The 13483-nt window shown below is 58.8% G+C and carries 11 protein-coding genes; 2 read left to right on the top strand and 9 right to left on the bottom strand.

Translation table 11 applies throughout. The features are described 5' to 3' along the window. Positions 1–127: 127 nt before the first annotated feature. From NO934_RS11195 to NO934_RS11165, 7 genes are all read right to left on the bottom strand, one after another. Complete coding sequence (locus NO934_RS11195) at positions 128–1432, bottom strand: TRAP transporter large permease (protein ID WP_309160038.1); 1305 nt, start codon at positions 1430–1432, stop codon at positions 128–130. Beyond that, the gene (locus NO934_RS11190; RefSeq protein WP_309160037.1) at positions 1432–1950 is read right to left on the bottom strand and encodes a TRAP transporter small permease; all 519 of its coding nucleotides are present in this window, start codon (positions 1948–1950) and stop codon (positions 1432–1434) included. Before NO934_RS11190 ends, NO934_RS11195 begins: the two co-directional genes overlap by 1 nt. Before the next feature lie 68 nt (positions 1951–2018). Further along, complete coding sequence (locus NO934_RS11185; RefSeq protein WP_309160036.1) at positions 2019–3002, bottom strand: TRAP transporter substrate-binding protein; 984 nt, start codon at positions 3000–3002, stop codon at positions 2019–2021. 37 nt (positions 3003–3039) lie between these two features. Next, positions 3040–3813: an SDR family oxidoreductase gene (locus tag NO934_RS11180; RefSeq protein WP_309160035.1), complete on the bottom strand. Its 774-nt coding sequence runs from the start codon at positions 3811–3813 to the stop codon at positions 3040–3042. Further along, positions 3810–5438, bottom strand: coding sequence for an FAD-dependent monooxygenase (locus NO934_RS11175; RefSeq protein ID WP_309160034.1), 1629 nt, complete (start codon positions 5436–5438; stop codon positions 3810–3812). Before NO934_RS11175 ends, NO934_RS11180 begins: the two co-directional genes overlap by 4 nt. A 39-nt stretch (positions 5439–5477) precedes the next feature. Then, entirely contained in the window at positions 5478–6920 is a 1443-nt protein-coding gene (locus NO934_RS11170) for an aldehyde dehydrogenase family protein (RefSeq protein WP_309160032.1), read from the bottom strand. A gap of 111 nt (positions 6921–7031) precedes the next feature. Then, positions 7032–7844 carry an IclR family transcriptional regulator gene (locus NO934_RS11165; protein ID WP_309160031.1) on the bottom strand — a complete coding sequence of 271 codons (813 nt, stop codon included), beginning with the start codon at positions 7842–7844 and terminating at the stop codon, positions 7032–7034. 48 nt (positions 7845–7892) lie between these two features. Here NO934_RS11165 and NO934_RS11160 point away from each other — a divergent pair, with 48 nt between their 5' ends. Beyond that, the gene (locus NO934_RS11160) at positions 7893–8564 is read left to right on the top strand and encodes a cysteine hydrolase (RefSeq protein ID WP_309160029.1); all 672 of its coding nucleotides are present in this window, start codon (positions 7893–7895) and stop codon (positions 8562–8564) included. Positions 8565–9094: 530 nt separating this feature from the next. On the opposite strand, the gene NO934_RS11155 is transcribed toward NO934_RS11160, so the two are convergent. Next, the gene (locus NO934_RS11155) at positions 9095–9907 is read right to left on the bottom strand and encodes a hypothetical protein (protein ID WP_309160028.1); all 813 of its coding nucleotides are present in this window, start codon (positions 9905–9907) and stop codon (positions 9095–9097) included. Positions 9908–10088: 181 nt separating this feature from the next. Here NO934_RS11155 and NO934_RS11150 point away from each other — a divergent pair, with 181 nt between their 5' ends. Further along, positions 10089–12293 carry a MobA/MobL family protein gene (locus NO934_RS11150; RefSeq protein WP_309160027.1) on the top strand — a complete coding sequence of 735 codons (2205 nt, stop codon included), beginning with the start codon at positions 10089–10091 and terminating at the stop codon, positions 12291–12293. 568 nt (positions 12294–12861) lie between these two features. Here NO934_RS11150 and NO934_RS11145 read toward each other — a convergent pair. Next, positions 12862–13191 (bottom strand): hypothetical protein, encoded by a 330-nt coding sequence (locus tag NO934_RS11145; RefSeq protein WP_309160026.1) that lies wholly within the window; start codon positions 13189–13191, stop codon positions 12862–12864. Positions 13192–13483 lie beyond the last annotated feature (292 nt).

Raw genomic sequence — 13483 nt, 5'->3', positions numbered from 1 at the left:
GACTGCACGGAAGGCGGCAGCTCCGCAGCACATGCTCCTACCATTACCTTTGGGTCTCATCGCATTATCGAACTTTCGCGACAGACCCAGTCTTTCAAAGATTTTGCGGATAATTCTGGTTCATCAATCAACGAAACATTGTGCTGGGCAGAAAAAGTGCAATTTGGGGGAACAGCAACAGAATGCTGACGCCAACCAACATCGAGATTACGAACGGCAGAATACCAAGGAATATCTTTGTCGACGGAACATGCGGAACGAGCGCTTTGACGACGAACACATTGATGCCGACCGGTGGCGTGATCAATCCGATCTCGAGCGCGATAACGACAAGGACACCAAAAAAGATCGGGTCTACGCCCAATGCGATGATGACCGGAAAAAAGATCGGCACCAAGAGCACCAACATCGCGAAGCCTTCCATAAATGTGCCGAGCAGAACGAAGACCAGCAGGATGAGCAGAAGGGTCGCGGTAGCGCCCATCGGCAGGCTCAGGACGGTCTCGGAGACCCAGGATGTGAGGCCCGAACGGGCGAGAAACGGGTTGAGAACGTTGGCCCCAATGATGATCGTGTAGCACATCACTGTCGTCGAGACTGTCTGGCGCACAATGCGTGAAAAGTTGGACGGCGTAAGCGATCGTCTCCATAAGGCGATCGCCAGGGTTGCAACAACACCGACGGCTGCCGACTCCATCGGCGTGAAGACGCCGGCATAGATGCCGCCCACAGTCCCGACAACGACCAGCAGGAACGGCAAAGCCTTCAGCGTTGCCAAACGCCGCTCGTGTGCGGTCAACCGCTCACCCGATGGCGCCACCGCGGGCCGCAGCGAGGCGATGATTGCAATGGTCGCGAGAAACAGGCCCATCAGCAGGATGCCGGGCAGAATGCCGGCCACAAAAAGTTGACCGATTGATTGTTCAGTCAGGAGCGCATAGAGCACGAAACCGGTTGAGGGGGGGATGAGAATGCCAAGCGTTCCGCCTGCTGCGACGGACGCCGCTGAAAAGCCCTCGTCATATTTGTAGCGTCGCATTTCGGGCAAAGCGACTTGCCCCATCGTGACTGCTGAAGCCACGGATGACCCACTCAATGCGGAAAATCCGGTGCAGCCCAAGATAGTGGCTGATGCCAGCCCGCCGCGGCGGTGACCGATCCAGGCATAGGCAGCATCGTAAAGATTGCGGCTCAATCCACTGACTCCGGCCAAATTACCCATCAGCACGAAGAACGGGATGATTATGAGGTCAAGCTTGAGCGCCAATTCAAACGTTTCAGTCGAAAAGGTTGCAAGAGCGGCTCTCTCGTTCTGCAAAATCGTGATACCGGCCAATCCGACTGCGGCCATCGCAAAGCCAACTGGCGTGCGAAGCGCAAGCAATGCGAAAAGGATGCCGATCCCAATCAAGCCAATGGTGAACGCGCTCATCAAACGATCTCTTCTTCGTTGGTACCCGGCACGAGGTGCAGATTTCCGCTCGCATTGAGTGCGAGCCTTCCGACGCACGAGATCGCGCCCAAGGCTGCGCCCAAGGCGATAAAGCCCCACAATGGAGCAAATGGGATGCCGAGCAGGGATGATCGCTCGCCGTAATTAAACGCCGATATCATGGCGGTCGACGACCGATGTGCCAGAAGCGCGAGAACCGTTCCGGAGATCAGGTCAGACATGGCCAGAACGAGACGCTGGACCAGCTTGGAGAACAAATTGTAGGCAATATCGACTGCCACGTGTCCGTCACGCCACGTGCAATACGGCATCGCCAGAAAAATTACCGTGGCTACGCCAACCTGCAGCAGATCGAACGCGCCAAACACCGCTGAACTGAAAAAATAGCGAAGGATGACATTAACGGCTGTCAGTCCGACAAGCGACACGAGCAAAATGCCCGCGAGCAGCGCGAGCGCGGCATTGAGCGCCGATAGGACGGATGCTAAGCGAACCAACGTAACCTCCCAGTGCGAATGTGAGCGTATGGCACCACAACAGCGCCATACACTCGGATTTTCAGGCGCTACTGGGAAATCGCGGTGTAGATTTCCTGCGCGTCGAAGCCTTCTGCAGTGCTCACCTGGTCGAGATAATTTTCGACCATGGCTGGCAGCGGTTCAGCAAAGAGTGCCCGCTGCTCAGCAGTCAGTTCGACGATCTCAGTGTTCCCGGATGCACTGATGGCTTCGATTGCCTCCTCTCCCGAAGCGGCAAAGGCGTCCGCACCCTTCATGCTCAGCGCATGTTGGGTCACTTCGAGGACGTCAGCCTGAACATCCTCAGAAAGTCCATCCCAGCTGTCGCGATTGGCCACCACATAGAACATCGTGATGTTGCCCGGCAGGTTAGTGATGACATGGCTGGCCACCTCTTGGAGGCGATAGGCGTTGATGCCGTCGATGCCGATCAGAGCGCCATCAATCACGCCGGTCTGGAGGGCATTGTAGAGGTCGCCTGCTGGCATCGTCACTGGGGTTGCGCCCCAGGCCTCCATAATGCCTGCTCCGATAGCTGAGGACGCACGAATGTTCAGTCCTTCAAGATCGGCTGGCGAACTCACCGGTCGGTTGAGGACCAGCGCCGCGGGGTTGTTCGGGAACAAAGCCATCACCTTAGTTCCCTGGAAATCGGGTTCAAACAATTCGATATTTTCCCAAAGCACGTCGACGGCTTCCTGGGGGGTGTCGAAAAGGTTCGGCAATTCCATCAACATGGTACGCGGCAGTGGGAACGTGTCGCTGGCCACGAGGCCCTGCGTAACGTCGGCGATGCCATCAAGGGCGCGCGTGTATTGCTGAGCCGGGCCTGCGCCCAATTCACCCGATGGAAAGACCCGGATGGTCAGTTCACCATCGGTCGCTTCCTCTACATCCTGCGCCATTTCGAGTGCCACGCCCAGATGCAACTCGTGGGTTGGTTGATTGTAGTGAGCATACGTCCATTCGGCCGCCGAAGCATTCGCCGTCATGCCTAGGATGGCTGCAGTTCCAAGTACGACGTTCTTCATAGTTTTCCTCCTTTGAAATCAAAAAAATCTCTGGTGCTTAGCGCTGTGATCCGCCGTTGGCCAAGATGTGCTGGCCGGTGATCCAGCGCGATTCCTCGCTGGCGAGAAAGGCAACGATGTCGGCGATATCGGCCGGCGTGCCAAGACGACCGAATGGCGACGCCTGCTGAATGGCCTTTTGCCTTTCGGGTGGAGCGGAATCGAAAATGCCGGGAACGACTGGGCCGGGCATGACGGTGTTGACAGTGATGCCCCGTTGACCAGCTTCTAGCGCGAAAGCCTCGGACAGCGCCTTCACTGCAGCTTTGCTCGCCGCGTAGACGCCAAGATCAGGCTGTGGGTAGAGGGTCGTGCTCGAAGCGATAGAAACGATCCGGCCATTGTCCGAGAGCTTTGCCATCGCCTGCTGCATCATCAGAAAAACGCCCCGCGCGTTAACGGCGAAGATTTCGTCGAAGTGGGCGGTCGATAATTGACTGATTTTTGCGCGGGGGCCGGTGATGGCACCGTTGTTGACCAAAATGTCGGCACGACCCCACAACTCCAATGCGCGGTCAAATACCGCTGCAGCCGTTTCGGGCTCAGAAAGGTCGCCTGCGACGACCCCGACGAAGCGCCCCTCTTGCATGAGAGTGGACGCAAGCGCTTCAGCCTGATCCTGCGTTCCGGGGCCATAATTGATCACCACGCTGGCCCCTGCCCTAGCTAGTCGCTCAACTATGGCTCGCCCGATGTTGCGGGCGCCCCCCGTTACGATGGCAACTTTGCCATCAAGGCTTGCGGCGTTGTTTCTTGGCATGCTGTCCGTCATTGTGCGACTGCGCTCCCAATGGTTGCAGCACGTTCGCCGCTAGCGATCGAGAGGATGTGATCTGGGGTAACATCCGCCGGTTCGCCGCACCATGTTATGAAGTGATCGGGGCGAACCAGAACGAGCCGGCTCTCATAGAGCGCACGGCTATCAGCTGTGCTGTCTTCGATAATGTCGAGCGGCAGGCCAAGAGCCTTGGCCGCATCGAGCCATCGCCCAATTTCGCCCGGGAGGGGATCGAGCGCTATAAGCGTAAATCCGGTGCCGAGCCGCTCATAGACGTTCGCACCGTCCGACAGCGTTGCCGGGGTCAGGTGATGACCGGCCCTCGCGCGATGTTGGTGCATGCCCTTGGCATTGGTTCGGCCTTCCTCGGGCCCAAACACCGTCGAGCTGCCCTCGTAGTGGGGTTCAAAGGCGCCGACTTCTTCGGTAGCGCCATGACGACGGCGGTTCCATTCATTTTCGAAAGCCTGTTTGTCCCTATCAGGATCGAACTTTGCGAGAAAATCACCATCGACGTGGATCGACTTTTCAATAAAATCTCTTGCCGTCGACGCAAAAACCGGCTGGCGCTCGTCGCTATAGGAATCGAGCAAGTCTTCCCCGCCCCACCCTTGCAGGAAGGCAGCTAATTTCCAGCCCAGATTTCTTGCGTCTTCAAAACCGGTGTTGATGCCATAGCCGCCATAGGGCGGGTGGCTGTGCGCGGCGTCCCCGGCAATGAAGACCCGACCATTGCGGTATGTTTCCGACACCGCAAACCTGAGATCCCAAAAGCCGATATAGTCGATATCTAGATCGAATTTTTGTCCCACGGCCCTGTGGAGATAGGCATGGAAGTCGAAATTATCGCGAGTGGTGTCTTTGGGAACCGGGGCATGAAAGAACCACGTCGTTCCAAGATCGACGCGACCGAAAAACTGCCAATACCCTTCAAGGTCGGGATGTAGGACGTTGTAAAAGGATTTGTTAGGATAGCGCTTGAGCAGTTCGTGCAGCGCGCTAGAGCGGAAAACGAGCAGCACCATCAGCTTGTCGTGATCCGAGCGCGTCTGAGCGATGCCAGCTGTTTTCCGAATGCGAGATCGGCTGCCGTCACACCCGACGACAAACTGCGCGTTAATGGTCCGGGTGCCGCCCCCTTCCCGTTCGCTGATAGCGAGGGTTACACCATGCTGGTCCTGCTCGAAGGTGTCACCGTTCCAGCCGCAGAGCACCTTCACTGAAGGTAGTTCGGCTACTCGCGCACGCAGCACGGCTTCGGTCTGATATTGTGGAAGTCGCTCGTTCTCTTGATAGTAGAATGGTCGAACAAGTTCACGCTGCAACCAGTCGTAGGTATAGGGACTTAAAAGCGTTCCATACGTGGTCATGCCGCCGATACCATATTCGGTTGGCACGGTTCGGGCCGACCGCAGCATTCGCTCGGCGCCCCAGAAATGGAAATGTTCCATTGTCCGTTGGGTGAGATTTTGCCCTTTCGGGACGGGCTGGGGCTGGTGATAGCGCTCAACGACCACCACATCCACGCCGCGCTGCCCAAGCTCGATAGCAAGGCCAAGTCCCACGGGACCTCCGCCTACGATCGCAACTTGAGTTGAAAGAGAGTCAGAAACAGTCATAGTCAAACCCGAAACGGATGAAAAAGGGGTCGTCGAGGGCTAGCTCAAGCCCGCCTCAAAGTAGACGTGCTTGGTTTCAAGGAAGTCGTTGAGCCCCTCAATTCCGTGCAGTCGACCCAGACCGGATTGGCGGTACCCACCCGTCTCGGCTTCGGCAAACAGACGCGTGTGGCTGTTGAGCCAGACCGTGCCGGACCGAATGCGGCGCGATGCACGCATCGAGAGATTGAGATCCTTGGTAAAGACGCTCGCCGCGAGCCCGAAGCTCGTTGCATTCGCCTTGGCGATTGCCTCGCTTTCGTCGCCGAACGTTTCCACTGAGGCGATGGGGCCGAACAGCTCGTCCTGGACCAGGGACGACGACGTGCCCTCGATCCGAAACAAGGTGGGGGTCACGAAGCTGCCCTTAGCGAGGCTTCCCTCCAGAGCCTTTCCCCGAACGATAAGCTCGCCTTCGTCGCCGGCCTGCTCGATCAGCGCAAGCACGCGCTGCTGGTTGGCCTTGTCGATCAGCGAGCCCATCTGGCTCCGCGGATCCTTGCCGGGTCCTGTCCGAACGGAAGAGTAGGCAAGCTTCATCTTTTCGATGAACCGGGGCGCAATTTTTTCGTGAACCAAAAAACGCGTGGCTGCGACGCACATCTGCCCCGCCATGACCAGGGACCCCCGGGTCAGCTCGGCGCAGGCAAGATCGAGGTCAGCATCTTCAAAGATGACCGCCGGCGCCTTTCCGCCCAACTCAAGCGACAGCCGCTTGAGGGTGGGTGCGGCCGAGGCCATGATCTTGCGACCGGTTTGCGTCGAGCCGGTGAAGCTCACGACATCGACCTCGGGATGAGCCACAAGGGCACGCCCCACCTCGTCGTCAACTTCGTTGACCGAATTCACCACGCCCTTGGGAAGCGACGAGCAGGCGTTGACACTCTCCATGAATCGCCCGTGCGTTACGGACGTCTGCAGGGCAGGCTTGATGACCGTCGTGCAGCCGGCAGCAAGCGCCGGAGCCAGTGAGCGCGCGAGAAGCGTGATGGGCGCATTCCACGGAACGATGATTGCGACGACACCCGCAGGCTCGCGGTGCAGCAAGGACATTACATCCGGGGCACTTTGAAATGTACGCCCCATCACCGTACGGGCAAGGCCAGCGTAATACCGGATTTCAGAGATCGCGCCCGCCACTTCACCGCGCGCCTCGGCCAACAGTTTGCCGTTTTCGGCAACAAGCATTTCGCTTAGTTGGTCCGCATCGAGCTCCAAGGCCGCCGCGAGTTCGAACAGGGCGTCAGCACGCAAGCGAGGCGAATCTGCCCAACAGCCTTGCTCAAACGTTTGGCGAGCGCACGCCACCGCTTGGTCTACAAGGTCGCGGTTTCCGCACTGAAAACGCCCGACAACTTCGCCGCTGCTGGGATCGATGCTATCTGCCTGCAGCCCGCCGTCAATCCAATCCCCGCCGATATAGGCCGCCGATACTGTCGTCATCAGCCCTCTCCCCGTGCCGTTATCTGGCGACACGGTTACGAAAGCTGACCCTACCTGTCAATCAAAATTCCACATTTGAGATTTTTCTCTGATACGTCAGTATAGATCGCGCTAGTATCTTATATGAATGTTATGTGCCGATTGGCGCACTCTCTCGCTGATCTCCTCGATCTGGCCGGCATCGAGTTGAGACCCCAGCACGGTAACACATACCGAGGCCACTGGGCTTCGCTTGGCATCAAGGACTGGAGCCGCAATTCCAACGACACCCGGAGTGACTTCGCCATATGCCACGGCAAAACCGGCGCTCCGGATGCGACTGAAGTTGCTGAGAATTTCATTCTCGGTTGTACCAAATCCCACGGCTGCGAACTCGTCCACACGAGATTTAACGAGCTTGGCTAACCTGGCTTTGGGAAGATAGGCAAGAATCGAACGCCCGATGGCCCCCCTGGCCAACGGCATAGGACGTCCGCGGTGATAGCTCGTATTTATGCCCTCACTGGAATGCGCGGAATAAACGCAGAGGATTTTTGAGCCGTACCAGCGCACCAGCAACGCATTGCCGGGACAGCATTTTGCCAGGGAGTCAATCTCTGGCACGCCATGCACCATGAGCGGGTCCGAGCGCCGCAGCAAATAATCAAGTTCGACGATGCGCGGCCCCAAGGTTAAGCCGAATCTCGAGTCGGCGACGAGCAGACCCGCATCTTTCATGATCTTGACGTAGCGATACAAGGCCGGGCGGCTGTAACCTGTGGCAGCCACGACCTCGTCTGCGGTCCAGGTAAGCTTGTCTTCACTGAAGAGATTGAGGATCGCGAGCACCTTTTCCAAACTCGTCTTGCGCTCTATCACGTCCATCTCCTTGCTGAAAATCTCATATATGGATATCAAAAACATCCGTAAGGTGACAATAGTCACGTTTCAGATCAGCATAGCTGCGCAAACTCGCTCTGGTGGAGGATGGATATGCCCGCAAACGCGAAATCAGGATCTGCAATTTATGGCACGTCGACAGATCGCATCTTCAGCTCGATCGAGGCTTCCCGATGCGCGCTGCTTGTCATCGACATGCAAAATTACTTTGTCGATCCGCAATATCCCACCGCGGTTGTCTCCGCCGCGGCCACTGTACCTGCAATAAACCGCATGGCCGATTTGCTGCGGATATTCGGCGGCTGCGTCATCTGGATTCGTACACTATCCTCCACAGACGAATCTCGTTGGAGCGTGTTTGAAGATCACATATTGACGCCGCAGGCTAGGAGCCTGCGACAAGTTTTACTGCACCCCGATCACCACGCGTCCAAACTGATCGAGGGTCTCGACTGTCGATCTCAGGACAAGGTTGTTTACAAGACCCGGTTCAGCGCTTTGGCCCCACAATCATCAAATCTGCTCGAGGTCTTGGCAGGACAAAACATTGAAACTGTTCTCATCGCAGGAACGGCAACCAATGTGTGCTGCGAGTCCACCGCTAAGGATGCCACCGTGGCCAACTATAAATCGATTATGATTGAGGACTGTCTCTCAGCTCACACCGAGGACGCGCACAAACACTCTCTTGCGAACTTCAGAGGCATTTTTGGCGACGTGCTTACGGTCAATCAATGTGCAGCTTTGCTCAGTAAAGAGCGTTGATCTTCGAGAACCGTATAGAACATAGTTCCTTGGGCTGCGAGAGTGGCCGGCCGTTCTAGGGTGTCTAGCGCCAGATTCGAAAAGCAAGCCAAAGAGACCGCATTCAAGCAGAATCTTTATGCATTCGTGATGATGGACACTCAACGAACCGACCGGCAGTCGATTTCGGCGCCTCCATGAATTTCGCCATGTCGGCTGGCCAATACTGGCAGCCGCTACACCTTGAAAGGGGGAATAGCGGACGAATTCGACGTGAGACGGATAACCAGTTGCGACGTGGCTTGCCGTCGAGTCCGCCAGTGGCGTTATCATCCATCCTCTAGCTTTCCGCGCCTCTCAGAGGCCCAATTCCGACATCAAACCGCCCAGACCTGCCGCCAAGCTGGCGCCGACAAAGTGATCAAGAAAGCTTGCTATTGTGCGCGCCCAATCAGAAAGCTTTCTTGAGCACCGTTTCGGAACGTCCTTCACCAAAAAGCCGCCCCCGCAAGCGGGGACGGCTTTGGAGCCTCTAGCAATGTCGCCCGGGATCAGGACGGGGCAGCGGCAGCACGGTCCTGGCTCTTTCCGGCCCCGCCGGCGCCCGAAAGCTTGAGGCGCCGCGAGGCGACGGACGTGCCCGGGGCGTGCCCGTCCTCCCCGTCACCGGCAGCCACCACCGCGTCCGCCGAGTCATCGGGCTTGGTCTGATCGGCGGCCGCCGCAATCTTGCCCTCTCCGCCAAGCTCCCCGGCGAGTGCGGCCTGATGTTCGGCCAGCACCACTTCGAGCGCTTCGGTCTGAACGCCCTTTTCGATAACGGCTTGCTTGTCGCCGAGCTCGTCAAAGCGCAGGACCGTGAGCTTGTGCTGGCCGGCCAGTTCGATGAGCGAGGGGACGTTGGGGCGGCCGGTGACAAACGGCCCGATGATCGTCATGTTCAGCTCAAGCAGTTCGGCCTTGACGTCACCGTCCAGACCCTTGGCGAGGATGAACAGCGGCCCGGCCGGCTTGACGAGCTTTTCGATTTCCTCGAAGCCACGCTTGTTGATCTTGGCGTACTGATCGGGATCGGCCAGCATATCGGCCATGGTGGCAGCAATGCCGATGGCCAAGGGCTTGGTGAGCATTTCGCACGGATAGTAGGTTCCGAGCGTATAGCCGACCAGTGCATCAAGACCAGTGGCGCGCTTAGAGACGCGCTGGCTGGCTTCGTTGAGCGCCAGCTTGGCCTTTTCCAGACCCTGCCCCAGAACGTCCGGCTGCTCCACGACCGGACCGGCATTGGCTCCGGATTCCTTTTTGCTCGTAACCGGCTTGCGCCGCTTGCGCGGCTTGCGCCCGAGCACAGACTTGATCGACATTGGATGATCTCCCTGATTGCGTCGATTGAAACATCGCCGGACCCAAAGATCGTCCAGCACCAAATGTATCAGGGCAGATCAAGCAAGGCACAAACAGAAATTCTTAAATTTTTGTTTTTTCTGGTTTCTTGCATGACCAACAGGCATCTTCCAGGCAGCAATTACTGCAACTGGAAGAACAATGCCGATCGGCTATGCCCGCCTCGAAACAATCAAGCGCACCGCTGACTGGGGAGCGCTGTGCAAGCTGGGCTATATCGCCCGTCGCGGCAAGTTTGCGGGTCGTGGCGATCTCATTGCCGGCCCGATCACCGTCCTTCCGCCCAATGCCCCCGCACGCTTTAAAAAAGGCGAAGTGCTGTGGCTCGAGGCCGACCAGTCCGAGCGGATCGGCCAGCTGGCGGCAATCGAGATCGTCGTCGCTCTGCCCGACGACAAGGATTTGACGCGTGACGATCTGATTGCAATCGCCCGCAGCTTTGCCACGCTGATCATGCAGCAGTTCGGGGTCGCGATAACGTTTGCCATCCACAGCGCCAATGACGATCATGAGGACCCGGCGCGCCGCAACCCCCATGCCCACCTTCTCGTCACGAGCCGAGCCGTTACGCCCAAGGGTCTGGCCCCACGCCGGATCGCCTCGCTCCTTCCCACCTGCACCGGACGGCGCACCGAACTCGGGACCTTGCCGGCGGTTCTCGACGCTGCTCCGATCGCCACCATGTATGGCCTGATCCTTGAGCTCTACCGCGTTCGGCACCGCAAGGATGGCGGGCTCGATCTGCCCGCGCCGCACGCCCAATATCACATCGGCCCGGTCTCTGCGTATGGCGCGGCCATAGCCAGCGCGCATGCCATTGCAAGCCGCCCTGACGCCGCCGCCATCTTCCGCAAGCGCGACCGGATTGAATTCAATGCCGAGATCAGGGCCCGCAACGTTGCTTCAATCCGACGCGTGCCCGAACTGATCGAGCATCTTTCGACGGCCCCGTTTACCTGCCGCCAGCTCGAGGACCTGGTCCGGCGCTTCATTTCCGCTAAAGAGGAAGCCGACGCGATTATTGCGGACGTGCTCGACCAAGCCCATTGCTTTGAAATGGGGGAGCCTGGCGCGTCCACCCTGCTCGTCACCGCCCGCTATCTTGAGCGGGAGCTGGCCATTGCTGCGGCCACGACTGCCATTGCTGCCGGCTCACCGCCACCTCGAGGCGAGTTCGAGACGGCGCGTGATTTTGTCGGCAGTCTTGGCGGCTCGGTCCCGGCCTTCGCCATTGTTGAAGCCGAACGTCATCTCGGGCTGGCCGAGCTTGCCGGCAATATCGCCGATTGCGGGCATTCCCCTGTTCTCGTGACCCATCTCGCCAAGTCAGGGGCGCTTCCCACGAATATGCCGGTGCGTCCGCTGCACTGGGAGGGCGCGTTCAGACTCGAGGCGGGTGAGATCGGCATTGTCGAGGAGGCCGACGCGCTGACCGCTGCCGATCTGGAGCGCGTGCTCAACGTGGCGCGGGACACCGGCGCCGCCCTGCTGCTTGTCCGGCGTCCACCGCGCCCAGGTTGGCGGCGCAGTGCACTCCTTGATGCGCTCTCGAGCCGCCTCGGTCATGTCCGCATCGGCCTGGCACCGACCCAGGATCCGGTTACCCGTGCGATCGCCCGCGAGAGCCTGCCCGATCTTGTCGCAGCGCTCGCTCAAAACCAGCGCTGCCGGCTGGCGGCCACACGCGCCGAACAGATCGAGCATGCGCTGAGCCTCATCAGACGCACCACGGCGGCTGGCAAAAAGATCCATGTTCTGTGCCCGGATCGCGAGTTGAGCGCGTCGCTTGTTCTTGCCTGTGCACGCGACCGCATCCATGCTGGCATCGGTCCGTCGGTGCCGGCGGACCATTCCGGTCCTGTTCTGGTTCTGCACGGCACCGGCCGGTATGGGGCGCGCTTGCTGCCGCAACTGATGATGCGCGAGGTTTTTCTCCTCGCAGCCAAGACAGAGACGGATGGCCTCGCCACGCTCGCCCGCCAGCTCGCCTATGCCGACGATCAGGTCACAAGCCTTGTTTTCCCCACGCGCGCCTATCGCGTATCAGCCGGCACGGGTGATATGGGAGGCGAGGGCATCGCCCCCCAGCCCGGCGCTCGGTTCACACCGCACATGTCCGTTGAGCCGTCCTGGGAAGACAGCCACCAGGTGAGCCTGCTCGAGGAAATGGTGCAGGAGGTGGGCGTCGATTTTGACGATGTGCCCGCCTGGGATGCGGGAGACCGAGAGGACGATTTCGGGCCGAACGATGTCGCAGATATCGAACCTGCCGCCGGGTTCGATGACAGTCCCGACTTTGAGCCCGATCTCGAACCATCCGACGAGCCTCCGGACCAGACCGGCTGACCCCGCACCTGCCGCAATCCATCCGATGATCGAGCTCCCCGCCTCGAGGAGGTCGCATGCCGCGCAATCGCCTGCGGGGCTGTCTTTCGCGGCTTTTGGGCTGCGTTCCCACCTTGCCGGCACTGTTGGAGGCAATTCTAGCCATTCCGATCGGTCTGTGCCCGTTTTTTGCAGGAACTGGTGCATATTGCGTCAGCCGAAGTCGAACACCCTCACCGCCGGGCCGGCAATGGCCCGATTGACACGAGCATCCTGACAGCGACATTGGCACGTGGATACTGCTGCGGGCGTTGGGGTTCATTGAGCGGCACGTCAATCGAACTGTTCCCCAACGCGATGGGCGAGCTTGCCGCAGATTGGTTCCTGGTCCTCGCTCAAACGCGGATTGGGTTGGCAGACCTCGTCCAGCGGCTGTGCATTCTGGTTTTCGTCATCAGGGTGGCTGAGCCAGCGCAAAAAGGAAGGCAATCGGGCGCAAACGGCAGCGTGAGCACAGCCGCCCATTGCCGCCCAATGAAAATGGGGGCGCTAGCGGCGCCCCCCATTTAAGAAATCGTTCTGGGCCGGATCAGCCCTCTTCGACATCGAAATAGAATTCAACGATATCGCCGCGGATTTGTTCGAGCAGCTCGCGGGCCTCATCCTCCGTGAGGAGCTCGAGCCCTTCGCCTGGCTTCGGATCGCCGCCGCCGTCAGGTTCTCTCCCCCATCGTGAGAAGGCCCCGCCTTCTCCGGCTATGAACCATTGCCCTTTCTTGGTGAGGAAAAGGGCCGTGCGTTCATCATCGTATTCCCAACGATACCGGCTCGTCTTCTTGATGATGGCGACGAGTTCTGCCGTTTTGGTGTCGTAGATTTTCCCGTCCCGCACCCATCTGATCGACAAATCCAAATCCATTGATCTGCTCCTTTCTGAGTTTCGTGGATCGAGCCCGCCTGAGCTCATTAAACGCACTGTACGTGTAAACTGACAAATGTTTTTAAACCCAAACGGGAGCATTTGAATAGATATGATCGAACGGCCCCCGCCTCCTCCGCGCATGACCTGGCTTGCAGTGGCCCGGTATGTCATTGAATGGTTTCCCGAAGCGGTCGATGGTCCCTTCGGGACCCGGCTCGCTGCCCAACGCGAGGCCGCCGAAGCGGTCGGGCTTCAATGGACGACGCTTCGTAACTATCTTGAGGCCTTC

This window comes from Pelagibacterium sp. H642, assembly GCF_031202855.1.
Classification (GTDB): domain Bacteria; phylum Pseudomonadota; class Alphaproteobacteria; order Rhizobiales; family Devosiaceae; genus Pelagibacterium.
Note: the sequence above shows the minus strand (reverse complement) of the source record. Positions and strands in the feature narration are given on the sequence as shown.